This is a genomic window from Paraburkholderia sp. BR10923, from assembly GCF_040948765.1.
GTDB classification, from domain to species: domain Bacteria; phylum Pseudomonadota; class Gammaproteobacteria; order Burkholderiales; family Burkholderiaceae; genus Paraburkholderia; species Paraburkholderia youngii.
The window spans coordinates 416,988-434,365 of the sequence record NZ_JBFPKO010000001.1 but is presented as its reverse complement, the minus strand read 5'-3'; the positions used below and the strand labels follow the sequence as shown (position 1 = coordinate 434,365).

General features: G+C 64.8%; 18 protein-coding genes. 3 read left to right on the top strand and 15 right to left on the bottom strand.

Going from position 1 to position 17,378, the window contains the following annotated elements:
• Positions 1-109 precede the first annotated feature (109 nt).
• From AB3X94_RS01970 to AB3X94_RS01925, 10 genes are all read right to left on the bottom strand, one after another.
• On the bottom strand, positions 110-883 hold the full coding sequence (locus tag AB3X94_RS01970; RefSeq protein ID WP_176108219.1) for an MBL fold metallo-hydrolase: 774 nt from the start codon (positions 881-883) through the stop codon (positions 110-112).
• 7 nt (positions 884-890) lie between these two features.
• Positions 891-2,030 carry an outer membrane protein assembly factor BamC gene (gene bamC / locus AB3X94_RS01965; protein ID WP_176125664.1) on the bottom strand — a complete coding sequence of 380 codons (1,140 nt, stop codon included), beginning with the start codon at positions 2,028-2,030 and terminating at the stop codon, positions 891-893.
• Between the two features lie 123 nt (positions 2,031-2,153).
• Positions 2,154-3,071, bottom strand: a complete 918-nt coding sequence (gene dapA / locus AB3X94_RS01960) for a 4-hydroxy-tetrahydrodipicolinate synthase (protein WP_176108217.1) — start codon at positions 3,069-3,071, stop codon at positions 2,154-2,156.
• Between the two features lie 43 nt (positions 3,072-3,114).
• Positions 3,115-3,717: a bifunctional 2-polyprenyl-6-hydroxyphenol methylase/3-demethylubiquinol 3-O-methyltransferase UbiG gene (locus tag AB3X94_RS01955; RefSeq protein ID WP_176108216.1), complete on the bottom strand. Its 603-nt coding sequence runs from the start codon at positions 3,715-3,717 to the stop codon at positions 3,115-3,117.
• 28 nt (positions 3,718-3,745) lie between these two features.
• Positions 3,746-4,948, bottom strand: coding sequence for a tryptophan--tRNA ligase (locus AB3X94_RS01950; RefSeq protein WP_176108215.1), 1,203 nt, complete (start codon positions 4,946-4,948; stop codon positions 3,746-3,748).
• 6 nt (positions 4,949-4,954) lie between these two features.
• Entirely contained in the window at positions 4,955-5,617 is a 663-nt protein-coding gene (locus AB3X94_RS01945; RefSeq protein WP_176108214.1) for a site-2 protease family protein, read from the bottom strand.
• A 56-nt stretch (positions 5,618-5,673) separates the two neighbouring features.
• Positions 5,674-6,309 (bottom strand): L-threonylcarbamoyladenylate synthase, encoded by a 636-nt coding sequence (locus AB3X94_RS01940; RefSeq protein ID WP_018435435.1) that lies wholly within the window; start codon positions 6,307-6,309, stop codon positions 5,674-5,676.
• A gap of 113 nt (positions 6,310-6,422) precedes the next feature.
• Positions 6,423-7,253 (bottom strand): 3',5'-nucleoside bisphosphate phosphatase, encoded by an 831-nt coding sequence (locus AB3X94_RS01935; protein ID WP_368610673.1) that lies wholly within the window; start codon positions 7,251-7,253, stop codon positions 6,423-6,425.
• A 176-nt stretch (positions 7,254-7,429) separates the two neighbouring features.
• On the bottom strand, positions 7,430-8,314 hold the full coding sequence (locus tag AB3X94_RS01930; protein WP_368610672.1) for an alpha/beta fold hydrolase: 885 nt from the start codon (positions 8,312-8,314) through the stop codon (positions 7,430-7,432).
• A 72-nt stretch (positions 8,315-8,386) separates the two neighbouring features.
• Complete coding sequence (locus tag AB3X94_RS01925) at positions 8,387-9,289, bottom strand: ferritin-like domain-containing protein (RefSeq protein WP_368610671.1); 903 nt, start codon at positions 9,287-9,289, stop codon at positions 8,387-8,389.
• Between the two features lie 273 nt (positions 9,290-9,562).
• On the opposite strand from AB3X94_RS01925, the gene AB3X94_RS01920 reads away from it, so the two are divergent.
• The 3 genes from AB3X94_RS01920 (at position 9,563) to AB3X94_RS01910 (ending at position 11,668) form a co-directional block, all read left to right on the top strand.
• On the top strand, positions 9,563-10,087 hold the full coding sequence (locus tag AB3X94_RS01920) for a gamma carbonic anhydrase family protein (RefSeq protein ID WP_176108211.1): 525 nt from the start codon (positions 9,563-9,565) through the stop codon (positions 10,085-10,087).
• A gap of 63 nt (positions 10,088-10,150) precedes the next feature.
• A complete protein-coding gene (gene hslO, locus AB3X94_RS01915) occupies positions 10,151-11,101 on the top strand; it encodes an Hsp33 family molecular chaperone HslO (protein WP_176108210.1) in 951 nt (316 codons plus the stop codon).
• Between the two features lie 204 nt (positions 11,102-11,305).
• Positions 11,306-11,668, top strand: coding sequence for a hypothetical protein (locus AB3X94_RS01910; RefSeq protein WP_176108209.1), 363 nt, complete (start codon positions 11,306-11,308; stop codon positions 11,666-11,668).
• Positions 11,669-11,763: 95 nt separating this feature from the next.
• Here the strand turns inward: AB3X94_RS01910 and ftsB are convergent, their stop codons facing one another.
• The 5 genes from ftsB to AB3X94_RS01885 all read right to left on the bottom strand — a co-directional run bounded on the left by ftsB (position 11,764) and on the right by AB3X94_RS01885 (position 17,273).
• Positions 11,764-12,201 (bottom strand): cell division protein FtsB, encoded by a 438-nt coding sequence (gene ftsB / locus AB3X94_RS01905; RefSeq protein ID WP_176108208.1) that lies wholly within the window; start codon positions 12,199-12,201, stop codon positions 11,764-11,766.
• A 113-nt stretch (positions 12,202-12,314) separates the two neighbouring features.
• On the bottom strand, positions 12,315-13,598 hold the full coding sequence (eno, locus tag AB3X94_RS01900; RefSeq protein ID WP_176108207.1) for a phosphopyruvate hydratase: 1,284 nt from the start codon (positions 13,596-13,598) through the stop codon (positions 12,315-12,317).
• Positions 13,599-13,813: 215 nt separating this feature from the next.
• On the bottom strand, positions 13,814-14,668 hold the full coding sequence (gene kdsA, locus AB3X94_RS01895) for a 3-deoxy-8-phosphooctulonate synthase (protein ID WP_176108206.1): 855 nt from the start codon (positions 14,666-14,668) through the stop codon (positions 13,814-13,816).
• Complete coding sequence (locus AB3X94_RS01890) at positions 14,665-16,326, bottom strand: CTP synthase (RefSeq protein ID WP_176108205.1); 1,662 nt, start codon at positions 16,324-16,326, stop codon at positions 14,665-14,667. Before AB3X94_RS01890 ends, kdsA begins: the two co-directional genes overlap by 4 nt.
• Positions 16,327-16,469: 143 nt before the next feature.
• Positions 16,470-17,273 carry an alpha/beta fold hydrolase gene (locus AB3X94_RS01885; protein ID WP_176108204.1) on the bottom strand — a complete coding sequence of 268 codons (804 nt, stop codon included), beginning with the start codon at positions 17,271-17,273 and terminating at the stop codon, positions 16,470-16,472.
• Positions 17,274-17,378: the final 105 nt, after the last annotated feature.

Genomic DNA, 17,378 nt, shown 5'->3' with positions numbered 1-17,378 from the left:
GACGCTCAAAGCAAAAGCCCATAACGATTGTTCGTTATGGGCTTTTTTCATTACCTGATCAGCTGACATATGCTGCGCGGCGCAACCGGAAGCCAGCCCCGCACCGCAGTCACAGAGTCAACCACCCGAAACCTTCGCTCTGCGACGCAACCACCACCTCGGTGGGAGCCGCGCCAACCACGCCCGCCAGCGCCGCCTGCGCGAGTTCCGGCAGATTGTTCTGCTGGCTCAGATGCGCGGCGACCAGATGCCGCAAACGCGAGCGGTCGAGCGACGCCAGGATTTCAGCCGCCGCGTCGTTGTTCAGATGCCCGTGATTGCCGCCGATACGCGCCTTCAGCGACGGCGGATAACGACTGCCCGCGAGCATCTGCACGTCGTGATTGCATTCGAGCACGAGTGCGTCACAACCACTCAGCACCGCGCTGATATGCGGGGTGGACGTGCCAACGTCGGTGAGCACGCCGAGCCGGCGCGCGCCGTTCGAGAACACGTATTGCAACGGTTCGCGAGCGTCGTGCGGAACGGTATAAGGGAGAACGCTGAGCTCGCCGATTGCTACCGCCTCGTCGCCCCACAGCACCTGCAGGTCGACATCGGTTTCGTCGGCGCCCACCGCGCGCGCGGTGCCCCAGCTCATGTACAGCGGAATCGACCACTTGCGCGCCAGCGTCAATGCGCTGCCGATGTGATCGCTATGTTCATGCGTAATCAGGATCGCATCGAGATGCTCGGCGCTCGCGCCGAGCCGCGCGAGACGCCGCTCGACTTCGCGCCCGGAAAACCCGCAGTCGAGCAGCACGCGCGTGGTGCTCGCGCCGCTGTGCGCTTCCACCAGCAGCGCGTTGCCTTCACTGCCGCTGCCGAGACTTGCGAAGCGCACGACCCGCCTAATTCAGTTGCGCGTGCAGCAGCGACACGATGCGCTGCGCGTCCGACGACGTATCGATCTGCCCGTTCGCGTCGACGACCGCAACCTGCGTCACCGCGTCGCCCTTCGCACGCACGTTGACGAGGAATTCCTGGCCCGGCTTGCGCGTCGAATTGCCGCTGTAGAACAGTTTGCCGAACAAACCTTCCTTCTTCAGCTCCTGCATCGAATCCGCGTAGCGTACGTAGTAGATGCCCTTCTCGCGATCGCGGTTGTCGACCGTAAAGTTGGTGCGATCGAGCGCGAGGCCCACACGCAGCCAGGCGCGGTCGAACGACTCCTGCAGATCGAGCGTCGACGCGCCCGCGTTCTGCTCGATGGTAGTCGGCGCGCTGGCCGGGCGCGCGTCGGTCAGCAGCTGCTTCGACTGCGCTTCGGTCAGGCCGAACTTCTGCATCAGCTTGGCGAGGAACAGCGCCTCAAGCGCCGGGTCACGCGGACGCTCTTCCCAGCGCGAAGACGTCTTGTCCTGCCCGGTCATCACCTCTTCCATCGCGCTATGCGTGATCGAGATATCGGTCGCGCTGTCCGAACCGCGCGATACGAGCGTACGGAAACTGTCGCGGGTGCCCGACGAATAGGCGAAGTCGATCACCTTGCCGATCGTGCGGCGGAACCAGTCGTCCGGAATGTTCGCGCGGTTCTCCGCCCAGTCGGTCGTCATGATGCCGGTGGCCGGCGCGTCGGTCTTCAGCACGAAGCCGTTCTCCTGCCAGAACTCCTGCAGTTGCGGCCACAGCTGTTCCGGGGAACGGCCGTCTACCACCAGCCAGCGACGGTCGCCGTCGCGCTCGATATGCATGCCGAGCGGATCCTGTGCGGTCGGCTGACCTTCGGTCGCGTTGCCGGCGGCCGTGACAGCGCGCGTCGGCGTGCCACCGAGCGCCAGATTGGCGGGCGGCGCCACATAGCGCTGGTCGTTCGGCGACGTGCTCAGGTCGCTCGGCACGGCAAGCGGCGGTGCGCTCGAGGTCGCCTTGTAGTTGACGCGGTCGGAAGCGAACCAGTCGTTCAGCGTGTCACAGCCGGCGAGCGTCGACAGGGCAAGCGCCAGCGCCGCCATGCGGGTTGCGTGGAGGGAAAGTGCGGAACGTTTCATGAGGTCCTTCGTGATGCTGGAACGCGATGCCTCGTTCGGTCTGCCGGGAACGTGGGCTGAAGCGACGTCGGTTAATGAAATGCCGGTGGCGGTCTGGCGTGGGCGGCTGGACGGGCGGGCCGTTCAGCCGAGCAGGCCCGCTTCGCGCAGCGCGCCGCGCACCACTTCGTGGTATTGCGCGTCGAGCGGCGTGAGCGGCAGGCGGATGCCGCCCTGCACACGCCCCAGTTGCTGCAGCGCCCACTTCGCCGGAATCGGATTCGCTTCGGCAAACAGGTACTTGTGCAGCGACAGGAGTTTCAGATGAATCTCGCGCGCGGTCTTCGCGTCCGCGGCGAGCGCGGCCTTGCACAGCTCGCTCATTGCGCGCGGCGCGACGTTCGCGGTGACCGAAATATTGCCGTGACCGCCGAGCAGCATCAGCGCGATCGCAGTGGGATCGTCGCCGCTATAGATGCTGAAGTTTGCCGGCGCCGACTTGATCAGATGCGCAGCGCGGTCGATGTTGCCCGTGGCCTCCTTCACGCCGACGATCCCCGGCACCTGCGCGCAGCGCAGGATGGTCTCGTTGCTCATGTCGGCGACGGTGCGGCCCGGCACGTTGTACAGGATCACCGGCAGATCGACGCTTTCGGCGATCTTCGCGAAATGGCGGTAGATGCCTTCCTGGGTCGGCTTGTTGTAGTACGGCACGACCTGCAGCGTGGCATTCGCGCCGACGTCTTTCGCGTGCTGCGTGAGTTCGATCGCCTCGGCGGTGGAGTTGGCGCCCGCGCCCGCGATGACAGGAATGCGTCCAGCGGTGTGGTCGACCGCGGTCTTGACCATCAGCACGTGCTCTTCGACCGACAGCGTGGCCGACTCGCCGCTCGTGCCGACCACGACGAGCGCATTCGTGCCTTCCTCGACGTGCCAGTCGATCAGTTTGCGAAACGCCGGCAGATCAAGGCTGCCGTCTTCGAGCATCGGAGTGATGATGGCAGGAATGCTGCCGCGGATCTGAACGCCGTCCTGGTGACCGCTGTGGTTGCCGTTAGTCATGAAACGCCATGAATATGATCAGGTAAACCGCGATTGTAGCGGATTAGCCAGCCAACTCGTAACAAGGTGGAACTGTTGCTCGTGCGGGATCATCCGCAGGTGCCGCTTCCCGAACCGCGCAGATGCGCTGAACGTACGCCGGACGCGGCTCGGCGAGAAATCCGTCCTGAAATGCGATCACCCGCAATTGGCCCCGCACGATCTCGAGCAACTCGCCAGGCGCGAGCAAAAACGCCGGATTGGAGGGTTTGCCGACGCTTTCGTTTCCTTGCGCAAAGGTCTCGTAAACCATTACGCCGCCGGGCGCGAGCGCGCGCAGCAACTGCGGAAAAAGCGGTCGGTGCAGGTAATTGGTGACCACGACGGCGGCGAACACCGCATCGTCCGGCAATGGCCACGGCGCGCTTTCGAGATCGGCCACGACAGGGCTGACGAGCGGTGCGTCGCGCAGCCGGTCGAGGGCAGCGGCATCGCGATCGATCGCGGTGACCGGATGGCCGAGCGACGCAAAAAAGCGCGCGTGCCGCCCGGCCCCCGATGCCACGTCGAGCACCGCCCCGCCCGGCGCGATCAGGTGCGCCCAGTGACGCACCCAGCGCGACGGCTCACCGAGGCCATGCAAGCCAGGGATAGCCGGCGTGCTCATCGCTGCGGGGCGGCGCCTCGAGTGCGCATCAGTTGTACGAAAGCCCCATCGCCTCGCGGACGTCGCGCATCGTTTCGGTCGCGAAGCGGCGTGCCTTGTCGCAGCCATCGGCGACGATCGCGCGCAACAGCGAGGGGTCGTCCATGTACTTCTGCGCACGCTCCAGCATCGGCTGCTGCTCGCGCAGAATCCCTTCGACGACCGGCTGCTTGCAATCGAGGCAACCGATGCCCGCCGAGCGGCAGCCCTTCTGCACCCACTCGTGGGTCGCTTCGTCGGTGTAGACCTGATGCAGCTGCCACACCGGACACTTGTCCGGATCGCCCGGATCGGTGCGGCGCACGCGAGCGGGGTCAGTCGGCATCGTGCGGACCTTCTTCGTGATCGTTTCCGCGTCTTCGCGCAAGCCGATCGTGTTGCCGTACGACTTCGACATCTTCTGGCCGTCGAGACCCGGCATGCGCGACGCCTCGGTCAGCATCGCCTGCGGCTCGACGAGGATGATCTTGCGCGAACCTTCGAGATAGCCGAACAGGCGCTCGCGATCGCTCATCGACAGGCTTTGCGATTCCTGCAGCATCGCCCGCGCGCGTTCGAGCGCTTCGTCGTTGCCTTCCTGCTGATACGCATTGCGCAGTTCGTGATACAGCTTCGAGCGCTTGCCGCCGAGCTTCTTCGCGGCTTCGTTCGCTTTTTCCTCGAAGCCCGGCTCGCGCCCGTACAGGTAGTTGAAACGACGAGCGATTTCGCGCGTCATCTCCACGTGTGGCACCTGGTCTTCACCGACCGGCACGAGCGAGCCGCGATACAGCAGAATGTCCGCCGCCATCAACACCGGGTAGCCGAGGAAGCCGTAGGTGGACAAATCCTTGTCCTTCAGCTTTTCCATCTGCTCCTTGTAGGTCGGCACGCGTTCGAGCCAGCCGAGCGGCGTGCTCATGCCGAGCAGCAGCGCCAGTTCGGCATGCTCGGGCACCCTGCTCTGGATGAACAGCGTCGCCTGCGCCGGATCGATGCCGGAAGCGAGCCAGTCGATCAGCACGTCCCACACGTTCTTTTCGATCACTTCGGGCGTTTCGTAGTGAGTCGTCAGCGCGTGCCAGTCGACCACGCAGAAAAAGCACGGGTACTCGGACTGCAGCCGCACCCAGTTTTTCAGCACGCCGTGATAGTGGCCGAGGTGCAGCGACCCGGTGGGCCGCATGCCGGAGAAGATACGGTCTGGGAACATGGTTATTTAGAAAAGCGAGACAAGAGGAGTCAGAATTGCGGTGATCGCGCTATAGCCGAGCGTAACGAGGGGCCTCAACCAGAAACGCGTGAGCGTACCCGTCATCACGAGCGCCATCACGATGAAAAAGCCGTACGGTTCGAGCCGCGACAACGCGATCGATTGCTTCGGCGGCAACAGGGCCATCACCACGCGTCCGCCATCTAGCGGCGGCAGCGGAAACAGGTTCAGCACGCCGAGCACGAGATTGACGCCGACGCCCGCGCCCGCCATACGCGTAAAAAACGGTTCGTTGACATTGAGCACCGCCAGCACGATGCCAAGCACGCCCCACAGCAGCGCCTGGACAAAATTGCATACCGGCCCGGCCGCCGCGACCCAAAGGCTGCCCCAGCGCGGATTGCGCAGATTGCCGAACGCGACGGGCACCGGCTTCGCATAGCCGAACATGAACGCGCCGCTCGTCGCGAAGTACAGCAGCAACGGAATCGCGATCGTGCCGAGCGGATCGATATGCCGCATCGGGTTAAGCGACACGCGGCCGAGCACGTACGCGGTGTTGTCGCCGAGCCAGCGCGCGACGTAGCCGTGCGCGGCCTCGTGCAGCGTGATCGCGAAGATCACCGGCAGCGCGTACACCGCAATTGTCTGTATCAGGGAAGAATCCATAACTCGCTATTGTAACAATGCGCTCGCGCGTGTCTGTCCGCTTTCGCTCGGGCCGCTCACGCCGTTTCCTCGAGGCCGAACGGCTCGAGCGGGCCGCGCCCTGCCCGCACCAGCACCGGCTCCGAGCCAGTCAGATCGATCACGGTGGACGGCTCGCACACGCACGCGCCGCCGTCGATCACCAGATCGAGCTGCTTTTCGAGCCGCGCGCGGATTTCCTCGGGGTCGTTGAGCGGCTCGGTTTCGCCGGGCATGATCAGCGTCGTGCCGAGCAGCGGCTGGCCGAGCTCCTCGAGAATCGCGAGCGTGATAGCGTGATCCGGCACGCGCAGACCGATCGTCTTGCGCGACGGATGCGATACGCGTCGCGGCACTTCCTTGGTGGCCTGCAGCACGAACACGTACGGACCCGGTGTCACCGATTTCAGCAGCCGATATTGCCAGTTGTCCACCATCGCAAAATTGGCGAGCTCCGACAGATCGCGCACGAGCAGCGACAGCAGCTGCTTTTCGTCGAGTCCGCGAATACGCCGCAGGCGTTCGACCGCATCCTTGTCGTCGAGACGGCAGGCGAGCGCGTAGGTCGAATCGGTCGGCAAGGCGACCACGCCGCCGTCGTTGATGATCTGCGCGGCCTGCTTGACGAGGCGCGGCTGCGGATTGTCGGGATGGAGCCGAAAGTATTGGGACATGGGGACTCACGATGGCGGCAGACGAACTGCGGCGGATGGGCTGCGGCGAGCAGCGCGCGTGCCGCAGCCAGCCTGCCCGCGTGCGAGACGTGCCGTTCCGGCACGGCGCGCGGTCACAGCCAGCGTTCCCAGACGGGCTTCAGATCGGCGGGTAGCGGCGGCAGTGTGCCCAGTTCGATGCGGCCTTCGCCTGGCGCATGGAAGTCGGAACCGCGCGAGGCCTCGAAGCCATAGCGACGCGCGACATCCGCATATTCGCGGTATTGGTCGGGCGTGTGGCTGCCGGTCACGACCTCGATCGCCTTGCCGCCGAGGTCGATGAATTCGCCAAAGAATGCGTCGAATTCGAGTTGAGAATAGGCGTAACGCCCCGGATGCGCGACGATCGCGACGCCGCCGGCGGCCTGGATCCAGCTGAGCGCGTCGGCGAGCTTGGCCCAGCGGTGCGCGACATAACCCGGCTTGCCGTCGCCGAGATAACGGTCGAACACTTCCTGGGTGTTTGCGCAGTGGCCGTGCTCGACCATGAAGCGCGCGAAATGCGTGCGCGACATCATGTCGGGATTCGATACGTAGTGCAGCGCGCCCTCGTACGCGTGTGGAATGCCGAGCGTGGCCAGTTGCTCGCCGATTGCCTCGGCGCGCGCGGCGCGGCCGTCCCGGGTGCGGGCAAGACCGTCGATCAGGACCTGGTTGGACGGATCGATGCCGAGTCCGACGATGTGCACCGTGCGCCCCGCCCACGTAACCGAAATCTCGACGCCGCTCAGGTAGTTCATGCCGAGCGCCTCGGCCGCGGTGCGCGCCTCTTGCTGGCCGCCCACTTCGTCGTGATCGGTGAGCGCCCACAGCGTCACGCCGTTCGCGTGCGCGCGGCGCGCGACGTCGGTCGGCGCGAACTGGCCGTCGGAAACGGTGGAGTGGCAGTGAAGATCGGCGTTCATCGTGGTCCTGGAAGGGTTCTGCGGTCATTTTACTGTAATGCAGTAAGGGTCCGCAGGGGTATCTGGCGACGCCGGTTGCACTTGCCCGGGTGCCGGAAGGTCAGGACGGGGCAGTGCCGAGACCAACGTCCGGGCGACCCGCGAGCGCCCTTTCGACCGTAGCTTCAGGCACGGCGTCAGGCGCAGAAACCCTCGATCAACGCGGCGACCTGCTCCGGCTGGTCGTGATGCACCATGTGCCCCGCGCCGTCGATGATCTTCTCGCGCCAATCGGCAAACGCGTGGAAACGCGCCTTGAATTCGTCGAGCGGCACGTCGCCGGCGATTCGCGCGAGCGTCGGCGAGCCGGCGGCCTCGACGTGCAGCACCTTCGCGCTGACCTTGCGCCACACCGCCATCACCTCGTCGAGGTGATACAAGGTGGGGCCGCGGACCTTGTGCGCCGGGTCGGCGAGCAGCATGAAACGCCCTTCGCCATCCGGCTTCGACCAGTGCTGCGCGAGGAACTGCGCGCGCCGCGGATCGAGGCGCGGATTGGTTTTGATCAGGCGCGCGGCGACCTCGTCGAGCGACGCGTAGCGCTTCAACTGCGGTGGATCGCGCAATTCGTCGAGCCAGTTCAGCAGACGTTTCGGCGCCTGCGCCGGATATGAAGGCGCGAGCCCGAAGCCCTCCAGATCGACCACCCGCCGCACCCGCTGCGGCCGCACGCCGGCGTACAGGCACACGACGTTCGCACCCAGGCTGTGACCGACCAGGTTCACCTCGCCGTCCGGCGCGTAGTGGTCGATCAACGCGTCGAGATCGCCGAGATAGTCTTGCACCCAGTAGGTGCCGCCGCCGTGCCCGGCAACCGGCCAGTCGGACAGACCGAAGCCGCGCAGGTCCGGCGCGAGCACCTGCCAGTCGCCGCCGAGCGCATCGACGACGAACTGGAACGACGCGCCGACATCCATCCAGCCGTGCAGCATGAACAGTATCGGCGCGTCGGGACGGCCCCAGCGCCGCACGTGCAGCCGGACGCCATGTGCGCTAACGAATTCAGAGTGGGAGGTATTCATCAACGGCGCACTCGCAAAAAAGAATGGTCGTTCGATTATAGGGTGGACGCCGCGAGAGGTGGTGATGGATTATCAGGGCGACGCCCGGTCGTCCGCAGCCCGTGCGACTTGCAGCGTATCCTCGCGTGCGAGCGCGGCGAGTTCGGCGTCGTCGAAACCGGCGTCGCGGCGCGCTTCGAAATTGAACGGGCCACGCAGTCTAGGCGCGTGATACTGGTCGGCCAGACGCAGATACGTGTGGTGCGGATCGAGGTCGTGCGCGTCGCACAGGTGACGAAACCAGCGGTTGCCGATCAGCACGTGGCCGATTTCATCGCGCAGGATCACGTCGAGAATCGCCGCCGACGCGTGATCGCCGGCCTGCTGCAGCCGCGCGCGGATCGGCGGCGACGCGTCGAGGCCGCGTGCTTCGAGCGTCCGCGGCACGAGCGCCATGCGCGCGAGCACGTCGCCGCGAGTGCGCTCGCACATGTCCCACAGGCCGCCGTGCGCCGGGAAATCGCCGTATGCGTGGCCGTAGTCGGCGAGACGCGCGGCGAGCAGCGAGTAGTGATATGCCTCTTCGGCGGCGACCTTGAGCCAGTCGGCATAGAACTCGGCGGGCATGCCGGAGAAGCGCCAGACGGCGTCGAGCGCCAGATTGATCGCGTTGAACTCGATGTGCGCAAGCGCGTGGAGCAGCACCGCGCGCCCCTGCGGCGACTGCATGCTGCGTCGGCCGAGCTGGCGCGGTTCGACCAGTTCCGGCCGTTCGGGGCGGCCGGGCAGGCCAGCGGGCTCGGCGAGGTCGAGGCCGGCGTCACAGAGCGCGCGGCCATCGAGTACCGCAGCGTACAGTTCGCGGGCCGCCGCGGCCTTCGCGGCCGGTTCCCGCTCGCGCAACGCGGCGAGCGCAGCGCGGCGCGCGCACAGCGGCTCGTCGCGAGAGTTCGATGCGGGGGAAGCGACGGAAACGGGCGAAGGGGCGGACGTCATGACGAACGGATAGGCGATGGAAGCGGTGAAGCCGACGGCGCCCGGCCCGCACGCGAGCGGCCGAGCGGTTCAAGCACACAACCGTTTACAATACCCGATTCGACCATCCGGCGCGCTTCCGGGCACGCCCGTCAGTTGGCCACGCAGAACCGCCAAACTCGCACCGCGCCGGGGCGCACGCCGCCCAGCCCATGCGAGGCAATCGATCAGACACCCATCGTGCACGGGATCGGAGCAGCCCCAAGGCCTGGCACCGACCGATAAGGAGACATTGTGACGATTTACAAGCTGGGCGAAGCCGCCCCGATCATTCATGAAAGCGTGTTCGTCGCGGATTCCGCGAACATCATCGGCAACGTGACGCTCGAGGAGAATGCGAGCGTGTGGTTCGGCGCGACGCTGCGCGGCGACAACGAGCCGATCAAGATCGGCGCCGGCAGCAACGTGCAGGAAAACGCGGTGCTGCACACCGACCCGGGCTATCCGCTGACGGTCGAGTCGAACGTGACGATCGGCCATCAGGCGATGCTGCATGGCTGCACGATCAAGGAAGGCTCGTTGATCGGAATTCAGGCGGTGGTCTTGAATGGCGCGGTGATCGGCCGCAACTGTCTGGTCGGAGCGGGCGCCATCGTCACCGAGGGCAAGGTGTTTCCCGACAATACGCTGATCCTCGGCGCGCCCGCGAAGGCGGTGCGCGAACTGACGGAAGCGGATATCGCCAACCTGCAGCGCGCCGCGGCAAGTTATGCCGGGCGTCGCGAGTATTTCAAGGCGCAGCTCGTACGCATCGGCTAGACGGCCGGCGCGCGGCGCGCAAAGGCGCGGCATCACGCCGCGTCATTCCAGCGAGGAAAAGTTGTGAGCGACCAGTTGCAAAAATTCATGTTCAGCGCGGCGCCGGTGCGCGGCGAGATCGTTTCCCTGCGCAATACCTGGCAGGACGTGCTGACGCGCCGCGATTATCCGGCGCCCGTGCGAACGATTCTCGGCGAAATGATGGCCGCGTGCGCGCTGCTGTCGGCGAACCTGAAGTTCGACGGCACGCTCGTCATGCAGATTTTCGGCGATGGCCCGATCAAGATGCTGGTCGTGCAGTGCAGCTCGAACCTGACGATGCGCGCCACCGCGAAGCTGTCCGGCGAAGCCGCCCATACGATCGACGACACGACCTCGCTGATCGATCTGGTGAACGCGAGCGGCCACGGCCGCTGCGTGATCACGCTCGACCCGACCGACAAGCAGCCCGGCCAGCAGCCGTATCAGAGTATCGTGCCGCTGTCGGGCGCGAACGGACCGCTGAAGTCGATCGCCGAAGTGCTCGAGCACTACATGCATCACTCCGAGCAGCTCGACACGCGCATGTGGCTCGCGGCGAACACCGAGCGCGCGGTCGGCATGCTGCTGCAGAAGCTGCCGGGCGACGGCGGCATCGTCCCGCATCCGGGCGCGCTCGACGCGGATACGTGGGAGCGCGTCTGCACGCTCGGCGGCACTCTGTCACAGGACGAGTTGCTGAAGGAAGAACCGGAGACGGTGTTCCGGCGTCTGTTCTGGCAGGAAAACGTCCAGCATTTCGAGCCTGTCACCGCGCGCTTCGAATGCACGTGCTCGCGCGAAAAAGTCGGCGCGATGCTGAAGATGCTCGGCCGCGATGAAGTCGACGGCGTGATCGAGGAACGCGGCCACGTCGAGATTCACTGCGAGTTTTGCAACCAGCGCTACGAGTTCGACCCGGTCGACGTCGCGCAACTTTTCGTCGCCGGCGGACTCTCACAAGGCGTGACGCCGGCGGCCGCGCAGCGGCACTAAAGTGCGCTTCCGCTGAAGCGGAGTGCGTGCCCGCGAACTGATCGCGCATTACGACGGAAGTCCTGACCGCGCCGCCCCATGCCTGTCACGGCTCGGGCGGCGCGTTGCATTTGAGCGCGGCGTTGATACATTGGAAGGATCCGTCACCACGTGTTGGAAGACGCCTGCTCGAGCCTCGGACCTCGGACCGATGGAGATTCGACCATGAAGCATACGCTTTCGTTGATCCTGGCCGTCCTCACGGGCTGCGCGGCGCTGGCCGCCTGCTCGATCGATCCGCCGGGCCCCGCGCCGATTCTGAGCCGTCTGCCGCCCGATCAGGCGGAGGCCATCAGCCATACACAGACGCTGACACCGGAGGAACGCGCGCGCTATGACGCGATCGAGCAACAGGTCATGTTCGAACAGAATCAGGCGATCGCCACGGACGCCGCCGCGCAAGCCTGGTCCCGCTATTACTCGCGCTCGCCGCCCGTGAGATTTTCCTTGGGCTTCTCGAGCGGCGGCTGGGGACGTGGCTGGGGAACTGGGGTCGGCGTCGGGTTCGGGCCGTATTGGGGTTGGTAGCAGCGAATACGGCAGCCCAAAAACACAAAGCGCGTTTCAAAGTGAACCGCGCTTTTTTCGCCCTTCGTGGCGAAGCCGATGCGAGATATCGAACCTCAGTGCGCCGGCTTCTTCTCCTTCGCAGCCGCCGCCTTCCCGCCATGCTTGCGATCCGGTTTCGCGCGCGACTCCGGATTCGGCACCACGTGCAGCGGCGCGGCCGACACTTCCCCGCGCGTCGAAGTATCCGCCGACGGCGTGTTCGCCAACGGCAGCGGCTGGTTCGGCGACACGAACTGCACGAACACTTCGCCGTCCTTGACCATGCCCATTTCGTAGCGCGCCCGCTCTTCGACCGCGGCAGTGCCGTTCTGCAGATCCTGCACTTCGCCCTGGATGCGCTCGTTGCGCAGCTTGGCGTCGGCATTCTTCTGCAGTTGCTGCGCGAGCTGGCCTTGCAACTCATGCACGCGCAGCCAGCCGCCGTGCCCCCACCAGAGCGGGTACTGGATCAATGCCAGCAAAACGATCAGGACAGCAGTGACAAGCCGCATGAAGTAAGCGCAATAAATACGCGCCGCCCTGCGCTATACGCAGGGCGGCGAAGTCAATCAGAAACGAAGGATAACCGGCTCATCGATCGGCGTGAACAATCTGGCGAAAACGCTTAGCGCAGATTGTAGAACGCCGACTTGCCAGGGTAGCTCGCGATATCGCCGAGATCTTCCTCGATACGCAGCAGCTGGTTGTACTTCGAGATGCGATCCGAACGCGACAGCGATCCAGTCTTGATCTGTCCGGCGTTCAGACCGACGGCGATGTCCGCGATCGTCGAGTCTTCGGTTTCGCCCGAGCGGTGCGAAATCACGGCCGTATAGCCCGCGCGCTTGGCCATTTCGATCGCCGCGAAGGTTTCCGTCAGCGTGCCGATCTGGTTGATCTTGATCAGGATCGAGTTCGCGATGCCCTTCTCGATGCCTTCCTTCAGGATGCGCGTGTTCGTGACGAACAGGTCGTCGCCGACCAGTTGGACCTTGTCGCCGAGCTTGTCGGTCAGCGTCTTCCAGCCTTCCCAGTCGCCTTCGTGCATGCCGTCTTCGATCGACACGATCGGGAACTTGTCCGCCAGGTTCGCGAGGTAATCCGCGAATTCCGTCGACGACAGCTGCAGGCCTTCGCCCGCGAGCTGGTACTTGCCGTCGTGGTAGAACTCGCTGGCCGCGCAGTCGAGTGCGAGCAGCACGTCTTCACCGGCGCGATAGCCCGCTTTCTCAATGGCTTGCAAAATGGTGGACAGGCATTCCTCGTTGCTGCCGAAATTCGGCGCGAAGCCGCCTTCGTCGCCGACTGCCGTGCTCATGCCGCGATCCGACAGGATCTTCTTCAGCGCGTGGAACACTTCGGCGCCGCAGCGCAGCGCTTCGCGGAAGCTCGGCTGGCTGACCGGCACGATCATGAATTCCTGGATGTCCAGGCTATTGTTCGCGTGCGCGCCGCCGTTGACGATGTTCATCATCGGCACCGGCAGTTGCATCGCGCCCGAACCGCCGAAATAGCGGTACAGCGGCAGGCCGGCTTCTTCAGCGGCGGCCTTCGCGACGGCCATCGACACGGCCAGCATTGCGTTCGCGCCTAGGCGCGACTTGTTGTCGGTGCCGTCGAGCTCGAGCAGCGTCTTGTCGAGGAATGCCTGCTCGGAAGCGTCGAGACCCATGATCGCTTCGGAGATTTCCGTGTTGATGTGCTCGACGGCCTTCAGCACGCCCTTGCCGCCGTAGCGGCCGGCTTCGCCGTCGCGCAGTTCGATCGCTTCGCGCGAGCCGGTCGACGCGCCCGACGGCACGGCTGCGCGGCCCATCGTGCCCGACTCGAGCAGCACGTCGCATTCGACGGTGGGGTTGCCTCGCGAATCGAGAATCTCTCGACCGATGATGTCTACGATAGCACTCATGGTTTCCTCAAAGGATGACGTTGAATTCTTTACTCTGACACTGTATCGCGCTGTCGATCCGGAGTTGGTGCTTTAGCGCCTACTCCGGTCCCATGCAAAGCACCCGCCGGTCTCCCCGACAGACAACTCGCGCGCCGATACGTTCGACGACCATTATGCGAAAACGCCGCGGGTCGATTATCGAGAGCAATCGTGACACGCGGCGCACACCTGAATCAGTTGAAGTCGCTTTCGAGGAACGGGCCACGCTTGACGGCCTGGTCGAGCGTGACGAGCGTCTCGAGCAGCTCGGCCATGCGATTGAGCGGCACCGCGTTCGGCCCGTCCGACTTCGCTTGCGCCGGATTCGGGTGCGTTTCCATGAACAGACCCGCGACGCCGACCGCCACCGCGGCGCGCGCAAGCACCGGCACGAATTCGCGCTGGCCGCCCGAGCTCGTGCCCTGACCGCCCGGCAACTGCACCGAGTGGGTCGCGTCGAACACGACCGGCGCGTTGGTCTCGCGCATGATCGCGAGCGAACGCATGTCCGACACGAGGTTGTTATAGCCGAACGACACGCCGCGCTCGCACGCCATGAAGCGGTCTTCCGACAGACCCGCTTCACGCGCGGCGTCGCGCGCCTTGTCGATCACGTTCTTCATGTCGTGCGGCGCGAGAAACTGGCCCTTCTTGATATTGACCGGCTTGCCCGAGCGCGCGCACGCGTGGATGAAGTCCGTCTGACGGCACAAAAACGCGGGCGTTTGCAGCACGTCGACGACCGCTGCCACCTGCTCGATCTCGTGCTCGGCGTGCACGTCGGTCAGCACCGGCAGACCGAGCTGGCGCTTCACTTCCGACAGGATACGCAGACCTTCGTCCATGCCCAGACCGCGGAACGACTTGCCGCTGCTGCGATTGGCCTTGTCGTACGACGATTTGTAGATGAACGGAATGTTCAGCTTCGCGCAGATTTCCTTCAGGCGGCCGGCCGTGTCGATCGTCATCTGTTCGGATTCGACGACACAGGTACCGGCGATCAGGAAAAACGGCTTGTCGAGCCCGATTTCGAAATCGCCCAGTTTCATGCTTTCTCCTCGACCCTCGACTGCTGATGCGCGAGCGCCGCTTCGACGAACGACTTGAACAACGGATGACCGTCACGCGGCGTGGACGTGAATTCCGGATGGAACTGCACGCCGACGAACCACGGGTGCATGCTGCGCGGCAGCTCCATCATTTCCGGCAGATCCTCGCTCGGGGTACGGGCGCTAATGATGAGGCCACCCCCTTCGAGCTGGGGCACGAAACGGTTATTCACCTCATAACGGTGACGATGACGCTCGTTCACGTCCGTGCCGTAGATCTCTTCGGCGAGCGTGCCGGGCTTGATCGGGCAGCGCTGCGAGCCGAGACGCATCGTGCCGCCGAGGTCCGATTCTTCGGTGCGCTTCTCGACGCGGCCTTCGCGGTCGTACCACTCGGTGATCAGCGCGACCACGCGATTCTTCGTTTCCTGATCGAACTCGGTGCTGTTCGCGTCCTTCAGGCCGACCACGTCACGCGCGAATTCGATCACCGCTAGCTGCATGCCGAGGCAGATGCCGAGATACGGCACCTTCGCTTCGCGTGCGTAGCGGATCGCGGCAATCTTGCCTTCGGTGCCGCGACGGCCGAAGCCGCCCGGCACGAGCACCGCGTCGAGATGCTTGAGGCTTTCGACGCCTTGCGTTTCGATCTCTTCGGAGTCGATGTACTCGATGTTCACGCGCGTCGACGTATGCATCGACGCATGACGCAGCGCTTCGATCAGCGACTTGTACGACTCGGTCAGATCGACATACTTGCCGACCATGCCGATCGTCACTTCGTGCTTCGGGTTCTGCAGCTTCTCGACGAGGTCGGACCACATGGAAAGGTCCGCCGCCTTCGGCGTGAGCTTCAGCTCCTCGCAGATGATCGCGTCGAGACCCTGGTCGTGCAGCATCTGCGGAATCTTGTAGATGCTGTCCGCATCCCACACGGAAATGACCGCGTCTTCAGGCACGTTCGAGAACAGCGAGATCTTCGCGCGCTCGTCGTCCGGAATGCGGCGGTCGGCACGGCACAGCAGCACGTGCGGCGAGATGCCGATTTCGCGCAGCTTCTGCACGCTGTGCTGGGTGGGCTTGGTCTTGAGCTCGCCGGCCGTGGCGACCCAGGGCACCAGCGTCAGGTGCACGAAGCACGCGCTGTTGCGGCCGAGGCGCAGGCTCATCTGACGCGCGGCTTCGAGGAACGGCAGCGATTCGATGTCACCCACCGTGCCGCCCACTTCGACGATCGCGACATCCGGCTCGCCGCACGTCGCAGAAGCTGCGCCGCGTTCGACGAATGCCTGGATTTCGTTGGTGATGTGCGGAATGACCTGCACGGTCTTGCCGAGATAATCGCCGCGGCGTTCCTTGCGGATCACCGACTCGTAAATCTGGCCCGTGGTGAAGTTGTTGGCCTTGCGCATCTTCGTGCTGATGAAGCGCTCGTAGTGGCCAAGGTCGAGGTCGGTTTCCGCTCCGTCTTCCGTCACGAACACTTCGCCGTGCTGAAACGGGCTCATCGTGCCGGGGTCGACGTTGATGTAGGGATCGAGTTTGAGGAGGGTGACTTTAAGACCGCGCGATTCGAGGATCGCGGCGAGGGAAGCGGCGGCAATACCCTTGCCGAGGGAAGATACTACGCCGCCGGTGACGAAAACATATTTGGTCATCGCTGGATGCTCGCGGGAAAAACGGATTATACCGTAAAGGATGGTCCCGACCCAGCAAAAAACGACCCGGCCGCCGCGCGCCGATGCCGCCTCGCGTGGCAGCCGGCGCGGCAGTTTCGGGCCCGCGTCGTGCGCGCAGCGCGTCAGGCGGTTCGCTCCAGCTCGCGCAACATGCGTTGCACCGCGCGCGCGGTTTCGATCGGCTTTTCCATCGGATACAGATGGCTGCCCTCGATCCACTCGACGTGCCCGCCGGTCGCGCGCCGCGTCGCGTCGAGACCGACCTGGCGGATTTCCTTTGAGTGCGTGCCGGCGATGAACCCGACCGGCACCGCCGCGCCGCGCGCGAGCCGCGCGCCGAGCGTATGCGGCAAAGTTCGGTAGATCTGGTATTCGGTGCGCCGATCGAACGCGAGCACGCGGGTGCCGTCGGGCGAACTCTGCGGAATGCCGAAGTCGATGTAGTCGGACAGCATGCGCTCGTCCCAGCGCGCGAACGCGGGTTTCGAATGGAAGTGCCGCCAGGCTTCGTCGCGGCTAGCCCATTGCGTGCGGCGCTTGCGCGTCGCGGCGGCCGGCGACAGCCGCTCGTCGAGCCCGGTCCATTGCGACACGCGCAGCATGCTGCTGCGCCAGCCGGCGATCACCGGCGAGTCGAGCATCACGACGCCCCTCACCCACTGCGGCTTTTTCAGCGCCGCCATCAGCGACAGATAACCGCCGAGCGAATGCCCGACGAGCCACACTGGCTGCTCGTACTTGCGCGCGATATCGTCGAGCAGTTGGTCGACCAGATGGGGCCAGTCCTGCGTGACCGGAAAGCGCGAATCATGACCGATCCGCTCGATCGAGCGCACCTCGTAGTCGTCGGAGAGTTCGGCGAAGATGGTCCGGTAAGTCGAGGCCGGAAAGCCGTTCGCGTGCGAGAAATGGATGATGTTTTTCAACTGCGGCAATCTCCGTTGTGTTTTTTACGCGCGGGCGGGTGCTGCGCCTCTGCCGCTGCTTATACCGCTGCTTGCGCCCGTTGTCTGCGCCGTTGCGCTCATTGA